The following is a 24,699-nucleotide window of genomic DNA, read 5'->3' on the forward strand; positions in this document are numbered from 1 at the left end:
CAGTGAAAATCTGCTATGACTGATGGTTCGACTCACAGCATGCAGGGGCCCGCGCCATGCCACATCTTCTGTACATCGAAAGCTCGCCACGCAAACAGCGCTCGGCGACCATCGAAGTCGCCAACGCCTTCATCACGGCCTGGCAGGCCCAGCACGCCATCGCCACGGTGGATACGCTGGACGTCTGGAACACTGTGCTGCCGGAATTCGACGGCGCGGCGCTGGACGCCAAGTACGCAGGCATCCAGGGCATCGAACGCACGCCGGACCAGAAACAGGCCTGGGCGCAGATCAGCGAACTGGCCCAGCGTTTCATTCAGGCCGACATCATCCTGTTTGGCGTGCCGATGTGGAATTTCGGCATTCCTTACAAGCTCAAGCACCTGATTGACGTGGTCAGCCAGAAAGATCTGCTGTTCACCTTTGACGAGCGCGGGCTCAACGGCCTGCTCGATGGCCGCAAGGTGGTGGTGATCGCGGCGCGCGGCGCGCCGCTGGACCGGGCCGAGCATCAGGTCGCGTACCTGACCACCTGGAGCGAGATGGTCGGGATCGACGAGCAATACAACATCGTGATCGAGAAGACCCTGATGGGACCGGACATCGACGCCGAGTCGCGCCGAGCCTCGATTCAGACCGCGCTTGAACTCGCAGCAGAGCTTTGACGCGGCTCTGCCTCGCGCAGCTCGCGGGCCTGGAGGATGCGCGGCAGGTTCTGTTCGATCCACGTCGTCAGGCCGTCAACCTGCAACGCCACCTCCTTGCCCATGGGCGTGAGGTTGTATTCGACGTGGGGCGGCACCACGGGCAGCGCCTTGCGGTCGACGAAACCGTCCTGCTCCAGACTCTGCAAGGTTTGCGAGAGCATCTTCTCGCTGACCCCGCCGATCTTGCGCCGCAGTTCGCTGAAACGGTGCATGCCGTCCAGCAGCACCACCAACACCAGCACGCCCCAACGGCTGCACACGTGGTTGAGGATCTCGCGGGACGGACAATCACGCGCCAGCACCTCGCCCATGCGAATGCGTTCGAGCAGGGATGCGTTTTCGGGGCTGGGGCTGATGGTGGGGGGTAGCGTGGAAATATCGTTCATGGCACTAACCTTTTCGTACGTACTTACGAAAGGTTAGCACGATCTCTATGCTGGTCGCACATTCAACGTCACCAAGGAAATCATCATGATTGTCATCACCGGTGCTTCAGGCCAGTTGGGCCGTCTGGTCATCGAGAAACTGCTGCAGAAGATCCCCGCCTCACAGATCGTCGCCGCCGTGCGCAGCCCGGAAAAAGCCAGTGACCTGGCCGCCAGGGGCGTACAAGTGCGCAAGGCCGATTACGCGCAACCGGCCACTCTGGAAAGCGCGTTTGCGGGGGCCGAGAAAGTCTTGCTGATCTCCTCCAGTGAAGTCGGCCAGCGGGTCGCGCAGCACAAGGCCGTGATCGCCGCCGCGCAAAAAGCCGGGGTCAAATTGCTGGGCTACACCAGCGTGCTGCATGCGGCGACGTCACTGCTGGGCCTGGCCGAAGAACATCGCCAGACCGAAAGCGCCCTGGCGCAATCCGGTGTGCCCCATGTGGTGCTGCGCAACGGCTGGTACCACGAGAACTACACCGCTGCGATCCCCGGCGACCTGGCCCACGGCGCGCATTTCGGGTGCGCCGGTGAAGGCCGAATCAGCTCGGCAGCACGGGCTGATTACGCGGCGGCCGCAGTGGCGGTGCTGACGGCCAGTGAAGATCAGGCGGGCAAGGTGTATGAGCTGGCAGGCGATGATGCCTACACCCTGAGCGAGTTTGCGGCCGAGGTAACGCGCCAGTCGGGTACGGCGGTGAGCTATACCGATTTGCCGGAAGCGGGCTTCAAATCGGCCTTGCTGGGCGCAGGTCTGCCGGAGTTCGTCGCCGAGCTTCTGGCCAACTCCGATGCCGCAGCGGCCAGGGGCGCGCTGTTCGATGATGGCAAGCAGTTGAGCCGCCTGATCGGGCGAGCGACCACGCCGCTGGCGGTCAGCGTGGCCCAGGCACTGCCTCACTAACACCACATTTCCCGTAGCAGCACGGCTTGCCGGCGGGAGCGGTGTATCAGTGAAAGATATAGTCACTGACACACCGCTCCCGCCGGCAAGCCGTGCTGCTACGGATCGGAGTGATGGGAAGATTTAGGGTTTTGGACAAGAAAGGTTGCAAGCTAACGATTTTCAACCTTAATCTTTGCCGCTTGTTTCAACGCCCCTTTCAGCGAGCCAAGGCCCGGATCCGATGTCCTCCGTTTTAAATGTGCTGTTACCGATCTTCGCCCTGATTCTGGTCGGTTACCTGTGTCGCAGAACCAATCGCCTCGGCCCGACCGCCGCTTCGGAAATCAACCGAATGGTGGTGTGGCTGTGCCTGCCCGCGCTGCTGTTCAATGCCACGGCCACCGCCACCTGGGAGCAGATCTGGCACCCCGGTTTCGTGCTGGTGTTTACCCTGTCGACCATGACGATGTTCGTCATCACGCTGCTGCTTCGTCGCAAGAAGGCCGGGCATTTTGCCGATGCCAGTATCGATGCGCTGAGCGCCTCCTACGCCAACACCGGTTACATCGGCATCCCGCTGTGCGTGATGGTGCTGGGCCAGAGTGGCCTGGAACCGGCGTTGATCGCCTCGCTGCTGGTGGTCTGCGTGCTGTTCGGCATAGCGCTGGTCTGCATCGAAGTCGGCTTGCAGAGCGAAGCCCATGTGCACCGTATCGTGCTCAAGGTGCTGCTGGCGCTGGCGAAGAATCCGCTGGTGGTGTCGCCGATTCTCGGTGCCTGCTGGGCGAGCACCGGGGCGCCGTTGCCGGGGCCGCTGGAGAAGTTTCTCAGCCTGCTGGGCGCCGCGACCACGCCTTGCGCGCTGATTTCACTGGGGCTGTTCCTGGCCCAGAAACAACAAGGCCCGCGCCATGGCACGAGCCTTCTGGTGTTGATCAAGCTTGTCGCGCATCCGTTGCTGACCTGGTTCCTGGCGTTCCGGGTGTTTCACTTGCCGCCGCTATGGGCCAACTCGGCCCTGCTGCTCAGCGCCCTGCCCACCGGCACCGGACCGTTCATGCTGGCCGAATACTACAAGCGCGAAGCGTCGGTGGTGTCGAGCACCATTCTGATTTCGACCCTGGGCTCGTTGGTCACTCTGTCGCTGTGCATCTATTACATCAACGGCTGAGTCGGCAGTAGCACGCTCCTTTTGTAGGAGCGCGCTTGCCCGCGACGGCGTCTGACCTGCCAATAACGCTTCACCGCCCTACTCAAATCGCTTTGCTCGATAACCCCTGGGCAATGAAATCTGCCTGACGAATCGCCAGCGTGACGATGGTCAATGTCGGGTTTTCCCCTGCGCTGGTGGTGAACTGGCTGCCATCGGAGATGAACAGATTGGGTATTTCATGACTCTGCCCGTGCTGGTTGCACACGCCGTCCTCTGCCCTGGCGCTCATGCGGCAGGTGCCCAGGTTGTGGGTCGAGGGGTATGGCGGCACGCGGAAGGTCTGCACCGCGCCCACCGATGAATACAGCGCCTCGCCCTGCTTGAATGCGTATTCGCGCATGGCCAGATCGTTGGGGTGGTCATCGTAGTGCACGTTGGCCACCGGCAGTCCGAAGCGGTCCTTGACCCCATCGTTGAGGGTGATGCGGTTGGTCGCCTGGGGCATGTCCTCGCCGACGATCCACATCGCCGCCAGTTTGGTGTATTGCTCCATCACGTTGGTGAAGTCGCGCCCCCAGGCACCCGGATCGAAGAACGCCGCCAGGAACGACGGCCCCAGCGATACCGTTTCCATCTCGTAGCCGCCGACGAAACCACGGTCGGGCTTGTGGTGGATCTCGTCGCTGATGATCCCGGCCATGATGGTCCCGCGATAGAAATGCACGTCTTCCTTGAACGAGGCGAACACGCTGCCGGTGGTGTGGCGCATGTAGTACTTGCCCACGGCGCCCGAACCGTTGGCCAGGCCGTGGGGGAACTGGCTGCTGGCGGAGTTGAGCAGCAAGCGCGGCGTTTCGATAGAGTTGCCTGCCACCGCGACCACCCGCGCCTTCTGGCGCTGCTCCTTGCCCTGGGCATCGAAATACACCACGGCGTTGACCCGGCCCTTGTCGTCGTGCTCGATCTTCGCCACGTGGCATTGCGCGCGCAGCTCCAGCTTGCCGGTGGCTTCGGCAGCGGGAATCTCGGTGTACAGGGTCGACCACTTCGCGCCCATCTTGCAGCCCTGGAAACAGAAGCCCAGTTGCTGGCAGCCGGCGCGGTCCTTGCGCGGCTGGCTGTTGATCGCCATGTGCCCGGTCGAACACTCCTTGTAACCCATCTTCTGCGCGCCGTTGTACAGCACCTTGAAGTTGTTGTTCCCCGGCAGGCCGGGTATGTCGTTGGTGCGGGTCACGCCCATCTTGTCTTCGGCACGGGCATAATAAGGTTCAAGCTCCGCCAGCGTCACGGGCCAGTCCAGCAGGTCCGCGCCCTTGACCGGTCCGTAGGTCTGCAGCGCACGAAATTCGTGTTCCTGAAACCGCAGGCTGGCGCCGGCCCAGTGCGTGGTGGTGCCGCCAACCGTCTTGCAGATCCAGGCCGGCAGATTGGGGAAATCCTTGGCCACCCGCCAGGAACCGGAGGTGGTGCGCACGTCGCCCCAGGACAACTGGGAAAACGACGGCCATTCATCGTTGATAAAGGTGCCCGGGGACTGGCGCGTGCCCGCCTCCAGCAACACCACCGGCACGCCCTTCTGGCACAGCTCGTTGGCCAGGGTCCCGCCGCCTGCCCCGGAACCGATGATGACCACCACCGAATCGTCGTTGAAATTGTAAGTCGTCATGATTTCTCTCCTCAGGCAGGTACAGCCGGGCTGGCATCGACAGGCGGGTTCGGCAACCATTTCAGGTCGTTGAATCCGCGATGGATGTAGCCGCCTTTGGGAAATGACGCGCCTTCATAGCCGAAGTGCTGGTAGGCCAGTTCGTTGCTGTACAGGGTGTTGACCGAAGTGCCACGCACCAGCGCGAAAAACGGCTCGCCCTGCACGTCCTTGAGCAGGCTCACCTGTTTGTCCTCGGCAAGCTTGCTCCAGTCGCCACCTGCGCGCTGATCGAGATCGGCCAGGCCTTTTTTCAGCAGGTCGGCGATGCCCGGATCCTGAGCAGCCTTCTCGTCCAGGGCTTTGACGGAAAACGCATAGACGGCATCTTCCATGGTGTCATGGGGGAAAATCCTGCGGATCACCAGCAACAGCTTGCTGCCGGTGGCGCTGTCCAGCGTGCTCATTTCCAGCGCCCAGGTCCTGCTCGGCGCCAGCAATGCGATAGGTCCGGAGGTAAACAACAGGGTTCCCAACAGCAATCCGCCACTGCCCTGCAGGAAGCGGCGACGATCGAGCATCAGGTCTCTCATGGCTTTTGTCCTTGTTATTTTTGTTGTCGGTGCAATAGAGCTCAATTGATAGTAGTAGCGCTGTTGGGCACAAGGTAATAGCGGTCTACTACGTGGTTATAAGCCCACCCTGTGTAGGAGCGCGCTTGCCCGCGACCGGCGGCAAACCCGCCGTAAAACCCGCGAACACCGAGCTTCAGACTCACCGAGTGGGCAGGGTTCGCTGCCGGTTCCCGGCAGATCGCGGGCAAGCGCGCTCCTACAGTCCGCGCCGTAGTAATCCGGTATTACCTCGCCCGCCCGGCGGCTTTCTAAACTGCCTGACCATTCCTCACGAGCAGCCTGCCATGTCCTTCCAGAGCGAAACCCAAACCGGTGTCTGCACAACGCCCGATGCCGTCACGCAGGATTACGTGTTCAATCACACGATGTTGCGGGTGAAGGATCCGGCGCGTTCGCTGGATTTCTACACGCGGGTGCTGGGCATGGGTTTGCTGCGCAAGTTGGACTTTCCAGAGGCGAAGTTTTCGCTGTTCTTCCTGGCGATGACCAAGGGCGTCGAGGTGCCGGAGGATGACGCAGCGCGGATGAGCTACACCTTCAGCCGCGAGTCGGTGCTGGAACTGACCCACAACTGGGGCAGCGAAAGCGATGATTCGCAGTACCACAATGGCAACAAGGACCCTCGCGGCTTCGGGCACATCTGCTTCTCGGTGCCGGACATCGAGGCGGCCTGCGCGCGCTTCGAGTCATTGGGCGTGCCCTTCGTCAAACGCCTGGACAAAGGCATGAAGCACGTAGCCTTTATCAGCGATCCGGACGAATACTGGGTGGAGATCGTTCAGGCCGACCTGCTGGGCAATCTGGGCCAGTGATCAGCCCGCAAGCCGCCCCGCCCTCGGGCGGCTTTCGTGGCGATGTCAGTCGAGCGCCGCCACCACGGCATCGAAGAACGCCACGGGCGAAACCAGCGTTCTGCGCAGCGGCTTGGGCTGGGCGCCGAAGGTGACGATCACCACTTTCTGCGCCGGATTGACGTAGATGTTCTGGCCCTGCATGCCGATGGCCGAATAGGCGCCGTCCTTGATCGATTGCTCGGTCTGGGCCGGCCACCACATGTAGCCGTAGGCCAGCGGCTTGCCGTCCTTGAGGGTGGTCGACGAGGTCGCCTGCCTGACCCAGCCATCGGGCAGGATCGACTGGCCGTCGATCTTGCCCTGGTTCATGAAGAACATCCCGAAACGCCCGAAATCCCGCAGCGTGGCGCTGATGCCGCTGCCGCCGATTTCGATGCCGTTGGGTGAGTCCAGCCACCATTTGGCGTCGTGCTCCATGCCCATGGGCTGCCAGATCTTCTGCGTGAGGTAATCAGCCAGGGGCATCTTCACCGCACTGCGCACGACCTCGGCCAGCACCTGCGCTTCGCCGGTGTTGTAGTTGTTTACCGTGCCGGGTTGGGCCGCTCTTGGCCGGCTGGCCATCAGTGCCATGGCCGCCCCTGGTGTCTGCGACATCTGCGCACGCAGCAGTGCCCGGCGATCCGATTGAGGGTCGGTGAAAGCCTCTGTCCACTTCACCCCGGACGCCATCATCAGCACGTTGCGCAGTGTGACGCCTTCGTAAGCGGTGCCTTTTAGGCGAGGTACGTAGTCGGTCACCAGGTCATCGACGCTCTTTATATAGCCGTCACGGATCGCCGCGCCCACCAGCGTCGAGGTAATGGATTTCGCCTCCGACATCGACATCCAGCGGGTTTTCTCGGTGTTGCCGAACTGGTAGATCTCGTAGGCGATCTGGCCGTCCTTGAGCACGAGCATCGCCGTCACGCTGTCCAGCGCCACGTAGTCGAACAGGTCGTACTTCTTGTCCTGCCAGGTGAACTGCACGTTTTCCAGTTGCTTTTGGTATCGCGGCAACGGGTAGGCATGGCCGCCCGCGCTGATGGTGCGCGAGGGAAACAGGCGGTCGATGTTGCGATAGGTGCTGACGGCCAGATCCGGCAGCATGGTGCCTTCGTAGATCTGCTCGACGCTGCCGATCGGCTCGTGAGCGTGTGGGTATTCATAATCATCGGCCCAGGCATGGGAGCCAGCGCCAAAGGTCAGCATGCCCAACGACAGCATCAGCGGGTGAATACGCTGAAACGAACGGCAAACAACGCGTGCAATCATGGAACATCCTTGTGTAGGAATCGGGACGATTTAGCACAATACAGTTACAGAATCTCTTAACCTGAGTTTTGTAATTCTGTATGTGACAAACGGCCTGGGCCGATCAGACTTTCCGTTCGTTTTTTCGAACAGAACAATTCAAATGATCGAACAGCCGTCTCCCCTTTCCAGCAAACCGTCCCCTCGCCTGTTCAGCCTGTTTTGCATGGCCAGCTACCTGCTGTCGATGGCCTACGGCTCGACTTTCCTGCTGTCGCTGCTGATGAGCAGCCACGGCGGCAACGAGAAGAATGCCGGCACTATCATTTCAGCCGCCATGGTCAGCACCTTCGTTGCAGTGGTGCTTTCCGGCCATCTGTGTGATCGCCTCGGCGCAGCCCGCTCGGTTGCGCTGTGCGGGATTGCGCTGGTGGTGGCCAATCTGGGGTTCGCAGTCAGTGCCAGTCAGTTGCAGCTGATGATGCTGTTCGGTTTTGTGCTGGGGATCGGTTGGGGCGTGTTCTACACCCTCGGGCCGATCATGGTGGCGATGATGGTCGAGCCCGCCCAGCGCGCCCGCTATTTCGCGCTGCTGTCGGGCAGCATGATGAGCGGCATCGGTTCGGCGCCGCTGCTCGGCAGGCTGGCGAGCCAGGCCGGTCTGCCCATCACCTGGGCATTTGTGATCGCGGCGTTGGCCAGCCTGATAGGTGTCCTGGTGTTCTGGCGGCTGGCTGATGCCCTCAGGAAGCTGCCGGACCAGTCGGGCGCGGTCGCCTCGAAGCTGTCCCTGCCCGGTGCGTTGAGCGTGCTGCGTTCCAAGGCGGTGTTCGCGATTGTGATGGTGGGCCTGGGTGGCGCGATCTTCGGCGGCTTGTCGAGTTTTCAGACCAGCTACGCCCAGGCACGCTCGCTGGATTATTCACTGTTTTTCGCAGGCTTCATGGGCGCCGCCATTAGCGGGCGGATGCTGGTGGCGGGAATCGTGGTCAGGCGCGATCCGTATGTGATGTCTTGCCTGCTGTCGGGGTTGATCGTGGTATCGGTGCTGATGTTTCAGTTTCAGGTGAGCAGCAGCCTGGGCTATCTGCTGGCGGCCATCGTGCTGGGCGTCGGGTACGGCCTGACCTATTCGGTGATCAATGGTCTGGCGGCGAACGAAGCACCGACCGGCACCACGACCCAGTCGCTGCTGTTGTTCAGCCTTTCGTATTTCATCGGCGTGTTCGGCTTTCCGCTGTTGGCGGGCAAAGTGATCGTCGAGCATGGGTTGTCGACCATGCTGGGGATTCTGCTGGGGGTGGCGGTGCTGAACTGGTTGATCACGGCCGTGCGGCTGGTGTGGCGGCTGCGCCCGGCCGTAGCACGAAGCACACCGTAGGAGCGCGCTTGCCCGCGACAGCGGCGGGCCAGATGACAGCAGCGGCGTCTGACCCACCCCTGTCGCGGGCAAGCGCGCTCCTACAGGTGTGTGTACCCCGGAAACAAAACCACCGCCTCAAGGGCGGTGGTTTTTTGTTGCGTGGCAGGTGCCGTCAGGCTCAGACCTTGACGACCCAGCCCGCCGGTCCTTCGATGTCGCCGAACTGGATGCCGGTCAGTTCCTTGTACAGGCGTTGGGTCACCGGACCCACTTCAGTTTCGCTGTGGAACACGTGCAGCTTGTCCTGGTAGCTGATCCCGCCGATTGGCGTGATGACCGCGGCGGTACCGCAGGCGCCGGCTTCCTTGAACTGGTCCAGTTTGTCGATGAAGACTTCGCCTTCGGTGACTTTCAGGCCCAGGCGGGTTCCGGCCAGTTCGATCAGCGACAGTCGAGTGATGCCTGGCAGAACCGACGGCGAACGCGGGGTGATGAACTGGTCATCGTGGGTGATGCCGAAGAAGTTGGCCGAACCGACTTCCTCGATCTTCGAGTGGGTCAGCGGGTCCAGGTAGATGGCGTCGGCAAAGCCGTTTTTCTTGGCTTCGCTGCCCGGCATCATGCTGGCGGCGTAGTTGCCACCGACCTTGGCGGCGCCTGTGCCTTGCGGCGCGGCGCGGTCGAAGCTGGAGATCACGAAGTTGTGCGGCTTCATGCCACCTTTGAAGTACGGGCCAACCGGGATGCAGAACACCGAGAAGATGAACTCTGGAGCGGTGCGCACGCCGATGTTGTCACCCACGCCGATCACGAACGGGCGCAGGTACAGCGCGCCGCCAGTGCCGTAAGGCGGAATGAAACGCTCGTTGGCGCGGACCACTTCCTTGCACGCTTCGATGAACATGTCAGTCGGCACGTGGGGCATCAGCAGGCGCGAGCAGCTGCGCTGCATGCGTGCGGCGTTCTGGTCCGGGCGGAACAGGTTGATCGAGCCGTCTTTGGCGCGGTAGGCCTTCAGGCCTTCGAAGCACTGCTGGCCGTAATGCAGCGCAGTGGAACCTTCGCTGATGTGCAGCACGTTGTCTTCGGTCAGGGTGCCCTTGTCCCACTGGCCATCACGCCAGACGGACAGGAAACGCTTGTCGGTCTTGATGTAGTCGAAACCCAGCTTGTCCCAGTTAATGCTTTCGTTACCCATGACACCCTCTATTTCCTGGCCAGCACGCCCGGCGTGCGCAGGGGCTGGCGTTTCTACAATATGGTCGTGAAGGCCCGGTACAGGACACGGCCCGTTCCGATGTTGCGCCATATTACTGATTTTTTGCCCGGCAAACCGCCCTCTCGCCACTTAATCTGAAGAATCCTGTGCCCATGGCCTGGATCCCCGGCAACGAGCATCTTCCGCAGGGCCGGCATTGATGGGCAGAATGGCGGTTTATCACGTCATGGAGACAAATGATGTCAGCAAAATTGCCGAAACATGGCGCCGTGCTGTTTGCCAAGGACCTGTCGCGCATCGCCGCCTTTTATCGAGAATTGGTGGGCATGGTGCAGACAGTGACCGAATCGCGGCTGATCGTTCTGGAGTCGGACACCTTCCAGTTAGTGATTCACGGCATCCCCAAGGCGGTGGCGGATCGTCTCGACATCACCACGCCTCCCCAGCGCCGGGTCGATCTGCCGACCAAGCTGGTATTCCCGGTGCAAAGCCTCGCCCAGGCAAGGGCTCGAGCAGTGGCGCTGGGCGGTCAGGTGGATGCGCCGTCTGCCGAGTTCAAGGCTCGCGGCTTCGTGGCCTGCGACGGCTTCGACCCTGAAGGCAATGTGGTGCAGTTCCGCGAAGCCGCATTGTAGGGCCAGCGGGCAATCTGCGCCGCCTGTATCAAAAGCTGAACACTGCCCGTGCAGATCCGCAAATCTTGCCTATCGTGTTGTAATTCACATGAAACAGGAGCAAGGCCATGGGTATCGAGCAACTCTTCGCGGATCTGGGCAGTCTTCCGAGCATTCCCAAAGTGGCTCAGGACCTGATTCAACAATTCGACAACCCTTCGTCGAATCTGGAAAGCATCGCGCGCAACATCCAGAAGGATCCGGTGATTTCGGCGAAGATCCTGCGCCTTGCCAACTCTGCGCGCTTCCGTGGCGCGCGGGAATCGTCGAGCATCGAGGACGCGGCTATGCGCTTGGGGTTCAATACCCTTCGCACGCTGGTGCTGGCTTCGGCGGTGACCGGCGCGTTCAAGGCCAGCCCCAGCTTTGACCTCAAGGGTTTCTGGCTCAAGAGCTTCCAAGTCGCCGGCATCTGCCGCCTGCTGGCCAAGCAGTCCGGCGCCGATGCAGAAATCGCCTTTACCTGTGGGGTCATGCACGACATCGGCGAGTTGCTGATCCAGACCGGCGCGCCGACCGTGGCCGAGCGCATCAACGCGGCCACCAGGACCGGCACCACCAGCCGTGCGGCGCTGGAGACCCTGCAACTGGGCTTCGGTTACCCGGAAGTCGGCGCGGAACTGGCGCGGCGCTGGCAACTGCCTGCGGTTATCCAGCACGCCATCGCCTACCAGGCACGCCCGATGCAGGCCCCTGGCGATGCCACTCAGGCGCGGATCGTGGCCCAGGCGCTGACCATCTCCGATGCGCTGGAGAGCCACGGCGGCGCAACCCCTGAAGCGCAACAGGCGGCTGATGGCCCGCTGATGGAGGGTATCGATCTGACCGCACTGTTCGCCGCCCTGCCAGCGGTGCTGGAGGCGGACAAGGCGTTTGCCGAGTTGTTGAATTGACCGCTTCATCGCTCACCCCAGTACCGTAGCAGCACGGCTTGCCGGCGGGAGCGGACCTGAGATCGCTCCCGCCGGCAAGCCGTGCTGCTACGGGGTTTCGTGTATGGCATCACCTCGTCTAGTATCAGCGCACCACCGCGCTGACGAGGCCTCGCGCATGTTCGATACATCCGCCCACTCCCCGGTCGAATCCCTGTTGCAACTGATGACCGATCGACGGTTCGTGGTGTTGACCGGTGCCGGGATCAGCACCTCATCGGGCATTCCCGATTACCGCGACAGTGAGGGCGTGCGCCGTGGGCGGCAGCCCATGATGTTTCAGGAATTCCTCAATGCTCCCGAGGCCCGCCGGCGCTATTGGGCGCGGGCGATGCTCGGCTGGCCACGGGTACGCGCCGCGCAACCCAACGCCGCCCACCAGGCGCTCGCCCGGTTGCAACAGCAGGGCCTGATCAGCGGCGTGATTACCCAGAACGTCGACACCCTGCATGACCAGGCAGGCAGCGCCGAGGTGATCGAGCTGCATGGCAGCCTGCACTGGGTGCTGTGCCTGGATTGCCGTCAGCGTACCGAGCGGGATTTGATCCAGCACAGCCTGCTTGAACAAAACCCGTACCTGCTGGGCGTGGATGCGGTGCAGGCGCCTGATGGCGATACCCTGCTGGACCCGGCGTTCGAGGAGCGTTTCGAGGTGCCGCACTGCCCTCACTGCGGCGGTGAGCGGATGAAACCGGACGTGGTGTTCTTTGGCGAAAACGTCGCCCCACCCACTGCCGCCCGGGCCATGGCGTTGGTGGAGCAAGCGGATGGGCTGCTGGCGGTGGGCACCTCGCTGATGGCCTATTCGGCGTTTCGCTTGTGCCGGGCGATAGCCGATCAGGGCAAGCCGTTGGTGGCGATCAACCTGGGCAAGACCCGGGCGGACGAGTTGCTGAATTTGAAGATTGCAGCGTCCTGTGAGGTGTTGTTGCCAGAATTGGCGCAGAGAATGATCGCCTCGTAATGGAGGCGTTCGCAGGTGTGGAGTACGACCTTGAGATCGCTCCCGCGGGCAAGCCCGGCTGCTACGGGGAACCAGCCGTTCGTGGGATTTGGGCCTGATCACGGATCCGTAGCAGCACGGCTCGCCGGCGGGGACGGCCTTGAGATCGCGACGCCGGCGAGCCGGACTGCTACGGAAGGTCGCTGGGGTTCACGGCTTGATCGTGAGCAATGCCGCCAGCGCCTTGTCCCAGATCTGTCGCGTGCGCAGCCACACCACGTCCTGCCAATCCGGATCCGCCGGGTAGAACTGCTCGAGCAACCCCAGCTTGATCCGCCGACCGGTTTCATCCAGCGGGTCGCCGTGCATGTGCAACCAGTGATCGTCGCGCAGATGCCCGTGCACCTCTGCACCCGGATAGGTGCCGCATTCGATGACGAACGGCATCAGGTGCACGCCGGGCAGCGCGTCGAGCAGCATCTGCGAGGTGTAGCCAGTGGAGGTGGCCGCAACGCCGGTCTCACTGACCTGCCCCGCCCCGGTAATCAAGGTGAACAGCCAGGGCCCGAACAACGCCTTGGCGTCATCGAGCGCAGGATAGGCCGACTCGACGATGCTCATCAGCATCGGGTGACCATAATCCCCGGCGCCCGTGTGGAGGTCGAAACAGGCGGCCACTTCAACGCCACTGAGGTGCCCGGCAACGATGCTGCGCAGGGTCCGGTTCGACCAGCTCGGCTCGCGCCCACCGTAGAACAGCCCGTCGGCAAAGTCGTACTGCCCGGCCTCCACCACCGACATCAGCCCCGACCAACCCATCTGCGAAATGGCTGCTTCGAAAGCCGCATCGGCCTTGTCCCGCTGCGGGCCCTGCAACTGCTCACAGGCGTAGATGGCGTGGACATCCTGATAGGCGCGGTTGTCAGGTAGCGGCTTACTGAAGTCCAGATAGTTGCGGTTCTGGTCGAGGTTGTCTTCGTTGACCCGGCGCATCCACGCCGTACCCCAGGGGTTGATGAGGTGGATCATCAGCACCGCGACGCCTTCAGGCAGCTGGCGCCCCTTGAGGCTTTCGAGCCAGCGGCTCTGGCAATCCGAGCCATAGTAGCCCTCCACGCCGTGGGTCCCGCTCAGCGCCACCAGCACCTTGCGCGCATCAGGGTCGCCGAGCCACGCGACGTCAGTAGCCAGGGTTTCACCGAAGGGGCCTGCTAGCGGATGGACATACTCGGTCAATTGCGCGCCAGCGGCCTGGGCGGCGCGGAGAAAACGCTCGCGCAGTTGGGTGTAGGAAGGCCGTTGCGGGAAGAAAGAGCTCATTGAAACCTCTAGGACTTGGGACTGTACAGCGCAGGTCGAAGCGCCATGCTGCCCCACCCCCGCCGCCTCGGCAAGCACCCTGAACATCTCGAAACAGGCCCCACCGACACAATTTGCAACAACTACTACACTGCAAAACGAAAGCGTATCATCGCGCCCCTTCGTTCTTGCCCGGTACCTCACCATGTCCACACTTCCGCTCACCTCCGAACGTCGAGGCTGGTCTTTCTGGTGGAAACCGCTGGTGTTTCTGCTGGTGGCCGCCATCGGCCTGTACTACGTGAAATGGTCGCCGTATTACCTGAAGTCCTTCGTCGCCGCCGACACCCACAACATCGGCGGCTCGATCATCAACGACAACCCGGCCAACCCATGGATGGCGGCCCTGGCTTATGCGCAGGTGTACTTCCTGGCGATCTGGAAGGCGGCCGTGCTGGCGGTGATTCTCGGCTCGCTGCTGCAGGTGCTGATCCCTCGTGACTGGCTGCTGCGCCTGTTTGGCCGTGCAGGGCTGGGCTCGACAGTGCGCGGCGGCCTGTTCGCCCTGCCCGGCATGATGTGCAGTTGCTGTGCGGCGCCAGTGGCAGCGGGCCTGCGCAAGCAGAACGTCTCGGTCGGTGCGGCGCTGGCGTTCTGGATCGCCAACCCGGTGCTCAACCCGGCAACGCTGGTGTTCATGGGTTTCGTGCTGGGCTGGGGCTTTACCGCGCTGCGGCTGGTGGCGGGCGTAGTGCTGGTGGTGGGTGTGTCGCTGGTGGCCCAGCGTATCTCGCGCCCCGAAGCCTTGCCTGAAGAGGCCGTGGAAGCGGTGGCCGAAGCGGAAGCTGCCGATCAGGGCAGCTTGCTCAGCCGTTGGGCCAGGACCCTGTGGCAGTTGTTCTGGACCACCATCCCGATCTACGTGCTGGCGGTTCTGGTGCTGGGCGCGGCGCGGGTCTGGCTGTTCCCCCACGTCGACGGTGCCATGGGCAACAGCCTGCTGTGGCTGGTGCCGCTGGCCATCGTGGGCACGCTGTTCGTGATTCCGACCGCGGCTGAAATCCCCATCGTGCAGACGCTGATGACCCTGGGCCTGGGCACGGCACCTGCGGTGGCGCTGCTGATGACCCTGCCGAGCGTGAGCCTGCCGTCGCTCTTGATGCTGCGCAAATCCTTCGACACCAGGGTGCTGGTGGTGGTGGGTGTGTTGACCATGGTTATCGGTGTGGTCAGCGGGCTGGTTGGGGCGGCGGTGTTGTGATGTGAACGCCTGGCCCGTAGCAGCACGGCTTGCCGGCGGGGGCGGACTTGAGAACGCCCCCGCCGGCAAGCCGTGCTGCTACGAGATTTAGGTTGGGTCAGAACTGATGTATTCGCGAGCAAGCTCGCTCCCACAGGGGTTGGGGGGCTGCTACGTGGCGCGGCGGTGTTGCAGGTACTCCACGATGGCCTGCTGATCGCCGGCGAATTCGATTCGCGGGTGTTTGTTGTCGCGCTGGTAGGCGTACATCGGGTCGTAGTATTCGCCCAGCATGGCGCTGATCCAGGCGCGGTGCTGCTCTACATCCCCACTGCGTTCCTGCTCTTGCAACGCGCTGTCCATGATCGCCGCCAGACGCTGATACCGCTCGCCACCCAGGCGCCGGGTGATGCTCGCCAGGCTCTGTTTGAGACGCTCGGCGTAGCCCGCGAATCCGTTTTCAAGCCCCTGCACGGCAATGAACTCGGCGCACAGGTCGATCACGTAATCCTTGAGAATCCGCTCGACCCTTCCTTCAAAACTGTCTTCGAGCCACACCATCGGCGCGGCCTGCATGGTGCGGTACAATGCAAGCGGCACGGCGCGGCTGCCGACGACGCGGCCTTCGTCCTCGATCACGAACTGATGCCGGTGCCTTGCGCGCTTCTTGAGAATGTCGATCGAGAGCCGGTTTTCGAAATCGATCTGCCCCGGCTGTGGCGTTGCGTGTTTGCCGAAGCTCGAACCGCGATGGTTGGCGTGGCCTTCGAGGTCCAGCCCGTTGTCCAGGCGTTGCAGTACCTCGGTCTTGCCGGTGCCGGTCATGCCACCGATCAGCACGAAATCGCATTCGGCCACCGCCTGTTCAGTGACCCCGATCAGAAAGTTACGCAGCGCCTTGTAGCCACCAATGACCCGCGGGTACTCGATGCCCGCCTCGCCCTTGAGCCACTGCTGGGTGATCTGCGAACGCAAGCCGCCGCGAAAGCAGTACAGAAAGCCCTCGGGATGCTGGCGGGTAAACTCGGCCCAGGCTTGGATGCGCGCCTGCTTGAGTTCGCCGCTGACCAGCTTGTGGCCCAGTTCGATGGCCGCCTGCTGCCCTTCCTGTTTGTAGGCAGTGCCAACCTTCTGCCGCTCGATGTCGTTCATCAGCGGCAGGTTGATCACGCCCGGGAACGCCCCCTTGGTGAACTCGACCGGGGCGCGCACATCCATCATGGGCACGTCGTGCAGGAAGATGTCGCGAAAATGAGCGCTGTTGTCGCGCATCAGAACGCCTCTACGGCGAGCCGCTGTCGCTCGACCAGCTCGCCGATGGGCGCAAGGGCCAAGCCCAGTTCTTCGGCCAGCGCCAGGAACGCCGCCTCCTCGGCAGGCTCCACGGCAACCAGCAGGCCACCGCTGGTCTGCGGATCGCACAGCAACAGTTTCTGCGCCTCGCTCAGCGCGCCGATGCGCTCGCCGTAGCTGTCGAAGTTGCGGTGGGTGCCGCCGGGGATGCACCCCTGCTCGATGTAGAAATCGACGCTGCCCAGACGCGGCACCGCCGCCGCATTCAGGCGTGCGGTCAACTGGCTGCCGTCGGCCATTTCCACCAGATGCCCCAACAGGCCGAAGCCGGTGACGTCGGTCATCGCAGTGACGCCCGCCAGCCTTGAGAAACGCGCCCCCGGCTTGTTCAGCGTGCACATCACATCGCGGGCCAGGCCTGCGTCTTCGTCGCGCAGCAGGCCTTTTTTCTCGGCGGTGGTGAGGATGCCGATGCCCAGGGGCTTGGTCAGGAACAGCTTGCTGCCAACGGTGGCGGTGTCGTTGCGCTTCATGAAGCGTTTTTCCACCAGGCCCGTCACGGCCAGGCCGAAGATCGGCTCGGGTGCATCGATGGAATGGCCGCCCGCCAACGGGATGCCCGCCGCGTCGCACACTGCGCGGCCGCCGCGAATCACTTCACGGGCAATTTCCGGGGCCAGCACGTTGACCGGCCAGCCGAGAATGGCGATAGCCATCAGCGGATCGCCGCCCATGGCGTAGATGTCGCTGATGGCGTTGGTGGCGGCAATGCGGCCGAAATCGAACGGATCGTCGACGATGGGCATGAAGAAGTCCGTGGTGGACACCACGCCTTTTTCGTCATCGATGGCATAGACCGCCGCGTCATCGCGCGAGGCATTGCCGACCCACAGGCGCGGGTCGAGGTTTTGCGCGCCGCTGCCGGCCAGGATGGTTTCCAGGACTTTGGGCGAGATCTTGCAGCCGCAACCGGCGCCGTGGCTGTACTGGGTAAGACGAACCGTGTCGTTCATGGGAGCCCCCTGAGTTTCAAGGCGCTGAAGTCTATCAGAGCCGGTCAGCCCCGGGTCATTCGCCGGGCCGTGAGTACCTGCGCGAGCATCAGCGCGCCGACGCACAGCAGCGCCTCGCGCAGGCCGATGAAGTGTGCGGCAAAGCCGATCAGCGCCGGCCCCAGCAAAATGCCACAGTAGCCGATACCGGTGATGATGGCGATCGCCAGCCCCGCCGGCACGACGGTCTGCGCGCCTGCCACCGAAGCATAGACCGGAAACGTATTGGACAGCCCCAGGCCAATCAGGGCGAAACCGAGCATGAACAGCGGCCAGGGTTGCAGCAGCACCGCCATGGCGAACCCGGCCAGCACCAGCACACCGCCGCCGATCAGCAATTTCATCGCGCCGAAGCGTTTTCTCAAGGCGTCGCCGCAGAAGCGGCCCGCGGCCATGGTCAGGGAAAACACTGCGTAGGCCGCACCCGCAAGGGCCAGGTCGATCTGGTGGGCACGGTTCAGAAAGACTGCGCTCCAGTCCAGGATCGCGCCTTCGACCAGCAGTGCGATGAAGCACAGCAAGCCAATGCCCACCACGTGCAACGATGGCCAGGCGAAGGGCGCCGAAGGATCATCGGCACCGTAGGGCAGCAGGTGCCGCGCATGCCAGGCGAGCATTCCGCCGACCAGCGCCACCACCACCAGCACCGCCACCAGCGGCGATGCACCGCTCCACAGCAACGCGCCCATCAGGGCGGCGCTGACGATACCGCCCAGGCTGAACAGCCCGTGAAACCCGGACATCATGGGCCGCCCGTGGTCCTGCTCGACCATCAGCCCCTGCACGTTCATCGCCACATCGATGCTGCCTAGCCCCGCGCCGAACAATGCCAGCGCCATTGCAAGGGTGACGAACGAATCGAGCGTCGCGAGCAACGGCAGCATCGCGCAGATCAGTACGCCACCGATGATCGCCACGAATCGGCAGCCCTTGCGCGTGGTCATCATCCCCGCCAGCGGCATCGCCAGCATCGAGCCCAGGCCGAAGCACAGCAGCAACAGGCCAAGCTGCGCCTCTTCAAGCCCGGCTCGCTCTCGGGCGAACGGCACCAGCGGCGCCCATGCGCCCAAGGACATGCCGGAGAGCAGGAAGGTGAGGCGGTAGCTCCACAGGTGGTTGAGGGTTGGGGTGCGTTGGGCGATGGACAAGTGACAAGGCCTTACTGAAAGAATGAAAAGACATGATCCACCCACGCCTGTAGGAGCGCGCTTGCCCGCGACGGCGGTGTGTCAATTGGTTATGCAACGGCTGACACACCGCAATCGCGGGCAAGCGCGCTCCTACAGGTGTTGTGGTGGTTTCTAACCTTACATCATCGGCGAGACCATGCTCACCACCCGCAACGCCAACCCCTCGTAGGCATCCAGGGTAATGGTGAACTCGCCCTCCTCGGTCAGGTCGCCCTCGACCCGCTCATTGATGATGTCCACCACCGGCCCCGGTGCAATGCCCGGCAAATGCAGGGTTTCGACGATGGCCTCAGGACTGAAGTTGAGCGCGGTGATCTGCGTGCCCTTCCCGGCCGGCAGTTCGTGAACCATGATCAGCAGCCCCGGGTGTTCGACGTCCGGGATAAGGATCTGCCGGCTGGCGGCGATGTCGTAGGCGCGGCGCACCGCCAGGATCTTTTTCAACTGCGAGGCAAAGGAATCGGGCACCTGCAATTGCTCTTCCAGGCTGCCGTACAGCGTCCTGGCCCGTGGCATGCCCCCTGCGGACACCTGGCTGTCGGGGTCCAAGTCCACCAGGTCGTAGGCCCCGCGATGAATCCAGCGAGTATCGCCATCGCCCATCAGGTGTTCGACCTGCCCGGCCGTCAGCGGCAAGGCGCCTACCAGGTCCCAGCCTGACAGCGCAAACACGCCCGGCTGCATCGCGTTGAACATCACCAGCAGCAGATGGATGTGCTTGACCTGCTGGATGTCGGCCAGAGTAATCGCGTCCAGGTCACGAATCCCCAGCGCGGCTGTGATGATGCTGGCCGTGGTGCAGGACACGCCGTTGGTGACGAACTTGAGGTTGTACGGCGCGTGCTCGCCGGCCAGGCGCTCGTACATCTCTTCGCGAATATGCTCGCGCAGGATGTTGCCGGGGAAGGTCTGGCCCATGTACAGGTACTGATCGTGGGCGTGCAGGGTCCAGAAATGCACCAGCTCCAGGGTCAGTTCGTCGTGGTTCTGCAAGGCGTGGATCAGCGACGCCGGGTCGATGCCGAAGTCATGCACCTGGCGCAGCATCAGGCGCAGGAACTCGGTGCGGCCGGTCAGCAGCGCATGCTGGTAGGCAGGCCGCGTGATGAAGTCATAGGACAGGTCCGCGCCGCCGTGGGACATGGCGGCGATGTCGTCGATGGTCAGGTTCAGTTCCTGGAAGCTGAACCCGCCAGCCTTGCGAATCGCTCCCGCCAGCAACTGGTTGCCGGTGATCGCCAGCGGGTGGCTTTCCGACCACGCCGTGCCGTCGGCCTTTCGCTCAACCCCAAGGAAACCGTTGGCGTCCAGGCGCAGCACCCGCGCGCCCATCACGTCGATGGCATGCAGCGCGTCGCCGATGATCATCTGCTGCGCGGCGAAGCTTGGGTCCAGCCAGTTCAGCGATGGCTGGCCTTCCTTGAAATAGTGCAGGTACACCCAGCGTCGGCTCTTGCCGTCGACCCCGGTGATGACCGGCGTGGCGCTCCAGTCGGTTTCCTTGACGCCGGGTTCGAAGAAAATCACCCGCTGCAACTGGCCGACGATGTAATGCTTGTCGCGCAATATGTCGCACGTGGCCGGCGGCAGGTTGACTGCATCGCGCCCGGCGGGCACATCGGGCAGCAATGGCCAGTCTTCCTCGCGGATTTCCACCATGTGGTAGAGGCCGGGATAATCCTCATAGGCCAGTTCGGCCAGGCGGAAGTCCGCGCCCTTGCCGGTGTGGGACGGAATCACGTCGTCAACGATGACCGCGTTGTGCGCGGCGGCGATGCGGCTGAGGTTGAGAAACTGCGCATCGGTGCCAAGGTCGCTGTCCACTTCGAAGCTGATGCGGTCGAAGTTGCCGTCGATGCTCGGCGTGCGCTGGCGCCCTTTCAAGCCGCCGGACGCTTTCAGCGGGCCGTTGTGGATGCCCTGGATGCCGATTTCCGAGAGCGCATGCCAGAGCTTTTCATCACCCAGGGCCTCAAGGACCGAGCCGCCTTCGCGGGTGATGATAGAGGCCGGATAGGCGGTGAACCACACCGAAGCGATGGCCGAAGCGTCTCGCGGCCGGGCCTGGGCGTAGGGGCGTTGCCAGAGCCGTCCCTGGCCGCCGTAGAGCTTAGCGCGTTGCTTTGCGGCGTTGAGCATCGACTGCTCAACCAGCCATTCCACGTACTGCTTGTCCGGTGTGGTCATAGGATCTGGGGCTCCGTCTCGATTGGGTCTGCGCCGTTGCTTATGTCTATGAGCCCTCATGGACGTAAACGTTGCATCGAGAACGGATTTGTTGCCAGCGTACGGGCCTAGCCCCGTGCGGCGTTGACGATGAACTCCTGGTACCCCGAGCCGATCACGTAGAGCGCGAAATAGCAGAAGATCGCCGCCGACACCCAGTAGGAATACTTGAGCAGCCGGTCACCCAGCAACCGGCCGCCGTGGCTGGCCGCAAAGCAGATGAACACACACCAGGCCACGCCTGCGCTGAAGAAACCGGAAAGAAAGAACGCCGTGCTCAGGCTGCCGTGGCCGCCCGCCCGCGAGATGAGCGTACCGCCGACAGCTGCGAACCAGAGGATGGCCGTCGGCGAAGACACTGCCAAAAAGACCCCGCGTGAAAATTCGCGCAGGCCGGAGCGATTGTCGGCGTCTTCGGCCAGTGCCAGATTGTTGTGGCTGCTCAGGGCCGAGATGACCATTTTCACCGCGAAACCGATCAGCAGCACCGATCCGCCGAGCCAGAGCGCCCAGCGCACCCATTCGTATTGCAGCAGCACGGTCATGCCGGCCAGCGCCAGGATCGCGTAGAACAGATCGCCGAAACAGGTCCCCAGCCCCAACCAGAAGCCTTGCAGATAGCCGCGTTGCATCGCCAGCGTGATCATTGCGATGTTGGCCACGCCAATGTCCAGGCACAGGGAAAGGCTCAGTAAAAAGCCGCTGGTAAACTCCATGTTGGGTATCCGTCGAGCTGTCGGTGGAAAGAAAGCGCGCAGGATAGCGGGTCCGGCGGGTTTTGCCGACCGGTTGCGGCGTTCTCAAGATCGCCCCGCCGGCAAGCCGTGCTGCTACGGGTGGAGTGCAGGCGTCACCGCTTCTGGCCGAAGGCCGTGCGGCAAGCGGTGGGCGACACGCGATAGGCTTCTGGCCGAAGGCCGTAGCAGCAGGGCTTGCCCGCGGGGCGATCTTGCGGGCGACGCTCAGGCCGCCGGTTGCTTGCGAAAGCTGGTGGCCATGCGGTTCCAGCAGTTGATGGTGGCAATGCCGACCGTCAGGTCCACCACTTCCCTTTCGCTGAACTGGGCGCAAAGCCGGTCATAAAGATCCCCTGCCATCACCGGCCGGTCCAGCAAGGTCACCGCATCGCACCAGGCCAGCGCCAGCCGCTCGCGCTCGCTGAACAGCGTCGAGTCCTGCCACACCACCAGGCTGTGCAGGCGCCGTTCGCTTTCGCCGCTCTTGCGCGCTTCGGTGGCGTGCATGTCGGCGCAGAAGGCGCAGTCGTTGAGTTGCGAAACCCGCAGTTTGACCAGTTCCATCAAGGGCTTGTCGACACCCAGGTCGAAGTTCGCCGCCTCAAGCAGCATCAACGCCTTGAGCGCTGCGGGGGATGCGGTGTAATAGTCCAGACGTGGTTGCACGGCGCGGTCCTGAGTGAGTTTCCCGGAGTCTCAATCTAGGCCCGCAGGCAGCCTGTCACCACGCCCAATCCCCCGAATTCGCAGCAGACCAATCGAACAGCCCCGCCAATAGGCCAATCCGGGTTTTTTTCAGTGCGCAGCTATCCCGCCTTCCCGAGCGCTGGCTAGAATTCTCGAGCATGGGCCAACAGAGCCCTGTCTGTTCAGGAGCCGTTCGTGGAACTTCATATTGTCATTCAGGGCCGCAAGGACCTGGCGAACCAGGTGTATGAGCAACTGCGCGACAGCATCGAATCCGGGCGCCTGGCCGCAGGCGTGCAATTGCCGCCGAGCCGCCTGCTGGCCGCGCAACTGGGGCTTTCGCGCAAGACCATTTCCGACACCTACAGCCGCCTGACGTACGAAAACTACCTGGTGGGCAAGATCGGCAGCGGCACCTTCGTCAACACCCTGAGCCGCACCACCCAGCGCCAGCAGATCACATCGGACCTGGCCAGCCTTGCGCTGGTGAAGAAGTGGGCGAACATCTCCCTGCCGCTGCGACACCCGACGCTGGAAGGCACCCTGCGCTGCGACTTCATTGGCGGCGCCACCGCCAAGACCCAGTTCCCCCATGACGAATGGCGCCGTTGCACCCAGTACGCCCTGCGCCAGATGTCCCAGGCGCGGGGTTTCTACAGCCAGCCGGAGGGCCTGCCCTCGCTGCGCAGCGCCATTGCCGGGCACATCGCGTTTTCCCGCGGGGTGCGTTGCGTGGCCGAGGATGTGGTGGTGTGCAACGGCGTGCAGCAGGCGCTGGACCTCATCGCGCGGGTTTTGCTGGAACCCGGTTGCACCGTGGCCATGGAAGACCCCGGGTACACCCCGGCGCGTCTGCTGTTCGCAGCCCAGGGCGCCAATGTGGTCGGCGTGCCGCTGGACGCCGAAGGCATCATCGTCGATCAGATCCCCGAAAACGCCCACGCCATCTACGTCACGCCGTCGCACCAGATGCCACTGGGCATGCCCATGAGCGTGGCGCGGCGCGAGGCCCTGCTGGAGAAAGCCCGGCGCATCGGCGCGATCATCATCGAGGACGACTACGACAGCGAATTCCGCTACGAAGGTCGCCCCACCGATTCGCTGCAAAGCATGGATCAGTTCGGCGTGGTCGCCTACGTCGGCACCTTTTCCAAGACCCTGCTGCCCGAACTGCGGCTGGGCTATGCGGTGCTGCCCAAGGCGATTCTGGAAGCCGTGATCAAGGCCAAGCAACTGACAGACTGGCACACCAGCACCTTGCCGCAATGGGCGCTGGCCAAGTTCATCAGCGAGGGCTTGCTCAACAAGCACATCCGCCGCTGCCACAGCATCTACGCCAGCCGCCGGGACCGCATCCTGGCACGATTCGCCGGTGACCTTGCACCCTGGCTCGAAGCGATCCCGTCCACTGCAGGATTTCACATGGCGGTGATGTTCAAGGTGCCGATCAACCTGCCGCTGCTGATCGAACTGGCGCGCAAGGTGGAAATCGGCCTGTATCCGCTGACCGGCTTCTACAGCGATACACCGCCCCGGGACGGCCTGATTCTGGGATTCGGCGCCATCGAGACGCTGGACATCGACCCGGCCATGGACCGCTTGCGCGATTTGCTGGTGCAGATCAGTTGATGGGGTTGGCGGTCAACCTTCCAGGCGCTGCCCGAAGCTGACCGTCAGGCGGTTCCAGCTATTGACCGTGGAGATCAGCAGCGTCAGGTCTACCCGCTCGCTTTCACTGAAGTGCTCCGACAGCCAGGCATAGTCGCTGTCCGGTGCGTGGGTGTGGGCAATGCGGGTCACCACTTCGGTCCAGCCCAGGGCGGCCCGTTCGCGATCGCTGAACAGCGGCGATTCGCGCCAGACGGCCACCGCATAGAGCTTGCGTTCCGACTCACCCTGCAGGCTCGCCTCATGGGTGAAGCGATCCACCGACCAGGCACAGCCATTGAGCTGCGAGGTCCGCAGCTTGACCAGCGCCGCCAGCGTCGCATCCAGCGGCAAGCGGTTGACCGCCTGCTCCAGCGCCTGCATCGCCTTCATCGCCACGGGCGAGGCTTGGTGATAGTCGATTCGGGATGTCATGGCCAGGTTCGCAATAAGAGTCAGGCTGCCAGCTTATGCCTGCCACGTGGCCAGCCCAATAACCAATCCCTTGAAAGATCGGGAAGCCAATGCCGCGTCGGTCGCGAGATTCGGACAGCGGTTGCGGGCAGAAAAATGCAGTTGTATGATGACTGTCAACTTTGCAATGTCCATCACGGCATGGTCATTGTCGCCACGCTTCATGCACACTCACCGATTCC

General features: G+C 63.0%; 24 protein-coding genes. 10 read left to right on the forward strand and 14 right to left on the reverse strand.

The annotated features are described in order from the left end of the window. Window positions 1–56 precede the first annotated feature (56 nt). Window positions 57–665, forward strand: coding sequence for an FMN-dependent NADH-azoreductase (locus ACIPO9_RS07110; RefSeq protein WP_400606386.1), 609 nt, complete (start codon window positions 57–59; stop codon window positions 663–665). On the opposite strand, the gene ACIPO9_RS07115 is transcribed toward ACIPO9_RS07110, so the two are convergent. Beyond that, window positions 632–1,018: a winged helix-turn-helix transcriptional regulator gene (locus tag ACIPO9_RS07115; RefSeq protein WP_400779872.1), complete on the reverse strand. Its 387-nt coding sequence runs from the start codon at window positions 1,016–1,018 to the stop codon at window positions 632–634. The two genes, ACIPO9_RS07110 and ACIPO9_RS07115, sit on opposite strands and share 34 nt — an antisense overlap. Before the next feature lie 160 nt (window positions 1,019–1,178). On the opposite strand from ACIPO9_RS07115, the gene ACIPO9_RS07120 reads away from it, so the two are divergent. Both ACIPO9_RS07120 and ACIPO9_RS07125 read left to right on the forward strand, forming a co-directional pair. Beyond that, entirely contained in the window at window positions 1,179–2,036 is an 858-nt protein-coding gene (locus ACIPO9_RS07120; RefSeq protein ID WP_400779649.1) for an SDR family oxidoreductase, read from the forward strand. A 223-nt stretch (window positions 2,037–2,259) separates the two neighbouring features. Next, on the forward strand, window positions 2,260–3,189 hold the full coding sequence (locus ACIPO9_RS07125) for an AEC family transporter (RefSeq protein WP_274133423.1): 930 nt from the start codon (window positions 2,260–2,262) through the stop codon (window positions 3,187–3,189). 82 nt (window positions 3,190–3,271) lie between these two features. Here the strand turns inward: ACIPO9_RS07125 and ACIPO9_RS07130 are convergent, their stop codons facing one another. Both ACIPO9_RS07130 and ACIPO9_RS07135 read right to left on the reverse strand, forming a co-directional pair. Continuing rightward, entirely contained in the window at window positions 3,272–4,840 is a 1,569-nt protein-coding gene (locus tag ACIPO9_RS07130) for a GMC family oxidoreductase (protein ID WP_400779651.1), read from the reverse strand. Window positions 4,841–4,851: 11 nt separating this feature from the next. Next, window positions 4,852–5,412: a tat (twin-arginine translocation) pathway signal sequence gene (locus ACIPO9_RS07135; RefSeq protein ID WP_274133421.1), complete on the reverse strand. Its 561-nt coding sequence runs from the start codon at window positions 5,410–5,412 to the stop codon at window positions 4,852–4,854. Window positions 5,413–5,738: 326 nt separating this feature from the next. Here ACIPO9_RS07135 and gloA point away from each other — a divergent pair, with 326 nt between their 5' ends. Beyond that, window positions 5,739–6,266 carry a lactoylglutathione lyase gene (gene gloA, locus ACIPO9_RS07140; RefSeq protein WP_400779653.1) on the forward strand — a complete coding sequence of 176 codons (528 nt, stop codon included), beginning with the start codon at window positions 5,739–5,741 and terminating at the stop codon, window positions 6,264–6,266. Between the two features lie 45 nt (window positions 6,267–6,311). On the opposite strand, the gene ACIPO9_RS07145 is transcribed toward gloA, so the two are convergent. Further along, window positions 6,312–7,562: a serine hydrolase domain-containing protein gene (locus ACIPO9_RS07145; protein WP_400779655.1), complete on the reverse strand. Its 1,251-nt coding sequence runs from the start codon at window positions 7,560–7,562 to the stop codon at window positions 6,312–6,314. Between the two features lie 142 nt (window positions 7,563–7,704). On the opposite strand from ACIPO9_RS07145, the gene ACIPO9_RS07150 reads away from it, so the two are divergent. Beyond that, window positions 7,705–8,922, forward strand: a complete 1,218-nt coding sequence (locus ACIPO9_RS07150) for an MFS transporter (RefSeq protein WP_400779657.1) — start codon at window positions 7,705–7,707, stop codon at window positions 8,920–8,922. A gap of 160 nt (window positions 8,923–9,082) precedes the next feature. Here the strand turns inward: ACIPO9_RS07150 and ACIPO9_RS07155 are convergent, their stop codons facing one another. Continuing rightward, entirely contained in the window at window positions 9,083–10,102 is a 1,020-nt protein-coding gene (locus tag ACIPO9_RS07155; protein WP_274133417.1) for a branched-chain amino acid aminotransferase, read from the reverse strand. Between the two features lie 260 nt (window positions 10,103–10,362). On the opposite strand from ACIPO9_RS07155, the gene ACIPO9_RS07160 reads away from it, so the two are divergent. From ACIPO9_RS07160 to ACIPO9_RS07170, 3 genes are all read left to right on the forward strand, one after another. Beyond that, a complete protein-coding gene (locus ACIPO9_RS07160; RefSeq protein ID WP_400779658.1) occupies window positions 10,363–10,758 on the forward strand; it encodes a VOC family protein in 396 nt (131 codons plus the stop codon). Between the two features lie 107 nt (window positions 10,759–10,865). Next, window positions 10,866–11,690, forward strand: a complete 825-nt coding sequence (locus ACIPO9_RS07165) for an HDOD domain-containing protein (RefSeq protein ID WP_400779659.1) — start codon at window positions 10,866–10,868, stop codon at window positions 11,688–11,690. A 157-nt stretch (window positions 11,691–11,847) separates the two neighbouring features. Continuing rightward, window positions 11,848–12,693 (forward strand): NAD-dependent protein deacetylase, encoded by an 846-nt coding sequence (locus ACIPO9_RS07170; protein WP_400779660.1) that lies wholly within the window; start codon window positions 11,848–11,850, stop codon window positions 12,691–12,693. A 189-nt stretch (window positions 12,694–12,882) separates the two neighbouring features. On the opposite strand, the gene ACIPO9_RS07175 is transcribed toward ACIPO9_RS07170, so the two are convergent. Next, window positions 12,883–13,992: a DUF2817 domain-containing protein gene (locus ACIPO9_RS07175; RefSeq protein WP_400779662.1), complete on the reverse strand. Its 1,110-nt coding sequence runs from the start codon at window positions 13,990–13,992 to the stop codon at window positions 12,883–12,885. Between the two features lie 184 nt (window positions 13,993–14,176). Between ACIPO9_RS07175 and ACIPO9_RS07180 the strand changes: the two genes are divergently transcribed. Then, window positions 14,177–15,232: a permease gene (locus ACIPO9_RS07180; protein ID WP_400610720.1), complete on the forward strand. Its 1,056-nt coding sequence runs from the start codon at window positions 14,177–14,179 to the stop codon at window positions 15,230–15,232. Between the two features lie 150 nt (window positions 15,233–15,382). Here ACIPO9_RS07180 and mnmH read toward each other — a convergent pair whose 3' ends face one another. The 6 genes from mnmH to ACIPO9_RS07210 all read right to left on the reverse strand — a co-directional run bounded on the left by mnmH (window position 15,383) and on the right by ACIPO9_RS07210 (window position 22,375). Beyond that, window positions 15,383–16,483 (reverse strand): tRNA 2-selenouridine(34) synthase MnmH, encoded by a 1,101-nt coding sequence (gene mnmH, locus ACIPO9_RS07185; RefSeq protein WP_400779663.1) that lies wholly within the window; start codon window positions 16,481–16,483, stop codon window positions 15,383–15,385. Further along, on the reverse strand, window positions 16,483–17,517 hold the full coding sequence (gene selD / locus ACIPO9_RS07190) for a selenide, water dikinase SelD (RefSeq protein WP_400779664.1): 1,035 nt from the start codon (window positions 17,515–17,517) through the stop codon (window positions 16,483–16,485). The genes mnmH and selD overlap by 1 nt, the downstream gene beginning before the upstream one ends. A gap of 44 nt (window positions 17,518–17,561) precedes the next feature. After that, the gene (locus tag ACIPO9_RS07195; protein WP_400779666.1) at window positions 17,562–18,704 is read right to left on the reverse strand and encodes an MFS transporter; all 1,143 of its coding nucleotides are present in this window, start codon (window positions 18,702–18,704) and stop codon (window positions 17,562–17,564) included. A 159-nt stretch (window positions 18,705–18,863) separates the two neighbouring features. Beyond that, window positions 18,864–20,933, reverse strand: a complete 2,070-nt coding sequence (gene treS, locus ACIPO9_RS07200; RefSeq protein WP_400779667.1) for a maltose alpha-D-glucosyltransferase — start codon at window positions 20,931–20,933, stop codon at window positions 18,864–18,866. Window positions 20,934–21,040: 107 nt separating this feature from the next. Then, entirely contained in the window at window positions 21,041–21,688 is a 648-nt protein-coding gene (locus ACIPO9_RS07205; RefSeq protein ID WP_274135792.1) for a LysE family translocator, read from the reverse strand. 246 nt (window positions 21,689–21,934) lie between these two features. Further along, entirely contained in the window at window positions 21,935–22,375 is a 441-nt protein-coding gene (locus ACIPO9_RS07210; RefSeq protein ID WP_400779668.1) for a carboxymuconolactone decarboxylase family protein, read from the reverse strand. Between the two features lie 216 nt (window positions 22,376–22,591). Between ACIPO9_RS07210 and ACIPO9_RS07215 the strand changes: the two genes are divergently transcribed. Next, entirely contained in the window at window positions 22,592–24,025 is a 1,434-nt protein-coding gene (locus ACIPO9_RS07215) for a PLP-dependent aminotransferase family protein (RefSeq protein WP_274135794.1), read from the forward strand. Between the two features lie 12 nt (window positions 24,026–24,037). Here the strand turns inward: ACIPO9_RS07215 and ACIPO9_RS07220 are convergent, their stop codons facing one another. Both ACIPO9_RS07220 and ACIPO9_RS07225 read right to left on the reverse strand, forming a co-directional pair. Beyond that, window positions 24,038–24,478 (reverse strand): carboxymuconolactone decarboxylase family protein, encoded by a 441-nt coding sequence (locus ACIPO9_RS07220; protein WP_274135795.1) that lies wholly within the window; start codon window positions 24,476–24,478, stop codon window positions 24,038–24,040. Window positions 24,479–24,511: 33 nt separating this feature from the next. Continuing rightward, window positions 24,512–24,682, reverse strand: a complete 171-nt coding sequence (locus ACIPO9_RS07225) for a hypothetical protein (RefSeq protein ID WP_400779670.1) — start codon at window positions 24,680–24,682, stop codon at window positions 24,512–24,514. Window positions 24,683–24,699: the final 17 nt, after the last annotated feature.

The sequence above is a fragment of the Pseudomonas sp. NPDC090203 genome, assembly GCF_044746765.1.
Lineage (GTDB): Bacteria > Pseudomonadota > Gammaproteobacteria > Pseudomonadales > Pseudomonadaceae > Aquipseudomonas > Aquipseudomonas putida_AD.

Coding starts and splice junctions, on each gene's coding strand:
- ACIPO9_RS07170 (WP_400779660.1), top strand. CDS start 11,848: ATGTTCGATACATCCGCCCACTCCCCGGTCGAATCCCTGTTGCAACTG.
- ACIPO9_RS07220 (WP_274135795.1), bottom strand. CDS start 24,478: ATGACATCCCGAATCGACTATCACCAAGCCTCGCCCGTGGCGATGAAG.
- treS (WP_400779667.1), bottom strand. CDS start 20,933: ATGACCACACCGGACAAGCAGTACGTGGAATGGCTGGTTGAGCAGTCG.
- ACIPO9_RS07225 (WP_400779670.1), bottom strand. CDS start 24,682: ATGAAGCGTGGCGACAATGACCATGCCGTGATGGACATTGCAAAGTTG.
- ACIPO9_RS07155 (WP_274133417.1), bottom strand. CDS start 10,102: ATGGGTAACGAAAGCATTAACTGGGACAAGCTGGGTTTCGACTACATC.
- ACIPO9_RS07130 (WP_400779651.1), bottom strand. CDS start 4,840: ATGACGACTTACAATTTCAACGACGATTCGGTGGTGGTCATCATCGGT.
- ACIPO9_RS07160 (WP_400779658.1), top strand. CDS start 10,363: ATGTCAGCAAAATTGCCGAAACATGGCGCCGTGCTGTTTGCCAAGGAC.
- gloA (WP_400779653.1), top strand. CDS start 5,739: ATGTCCTTCCAGAGCGAAACCCAAACCGGTGTCTGCACAACGCCCGAT.
- selD (WP_400779664.1), bottom strand. CDS start 17,517: ATGAACGACACGGTTCGTCTTACCCAGTACAGCCACGGCGCCGGTTGC.
- ACIPO9_RS07150 (WP_400779657.1), top strand. CDS start 7,705: ATGATCGAACAGCCGTCTCCCCTTTCCAGCAAACCGTCCCCTCGCCTG.
- ACIPO9_RS07205 (WP_274135792.1), bottom strand. CDS start 21,688: ATGGAGTTTACCAGCGGCTTTTTACTGAGCCTTTCCCTGTGCCTGGAC.
- ACIPO9_RS07120 (WP_400779649.1), top strand. CDS start 1,179: ATGATTGTCATCACCGGTGCTTCAGGCCAGTTGGGCCGTCTGGTCATC.
- ACIPO9_RS07180 (WP_400610720.1), top strand. CDS start 14,177: ATGTCCACACTTCCGCTCACCTCCGAACGTCGAGGCTGGTCTTTCTGG.
- ACIPO9_RS07165 (WP_400779659.1), top strand. CDS start 10,866: ATGGGTATCGAGCAACTCTTCGCGGATCTGGGCAGTCTTCCGAGCATT.
- ACIPO9_RS07110 (WP_400606386.1), top strand. CDS start 57: ATGCCACATCTTCTGTACATCGAAAGCTCGCCACGCAAACAGCGCTCG.
- ACIPO9_RS07145 (WP_400779655.1), bottom strand. CDS start 7,562: ATGATTGCACGCGTTGTTTGCCGTTCGTTTCAGCGTATTCACCCGCTG.
- ACIPO9_RS07135 (WP_274133421.1), bottom strand. CDS start 5,412: ATGAGAGACCTGATGCTCGATCGTCGCCGCTTCCTGCAGGGCAGTGGC.
- ACIPO9_RS07175 (WP_400779662.1), bottom strand. CDS start 13,992: ATGAGCTCTTTCTTCCCGCAACGGCCTTCCTACACCCAACTGCGCGAG.
- mnmH (WP_400779663.1), bottom strand. CDS start 16,483: ATGCGCGACAACAGCGCTCATTTTCGCGACATCTTCCTGCACGACGTG.
- ACIPO9_RS07125 (WP_274133423.1), top strand. CDS start 2,260: ATGTCCTCCGTTTTAAATGTGCTGTTACCGATCTTCGCCCTGATTCTG.
- ACIPO9_RS07115 (WP_400779872.1), bottom strand. CDS start 1,018: ATGGGCGAGGTGCTGGCGCGTGATTGTCCGTCCCGCGAGATCCTCAAC.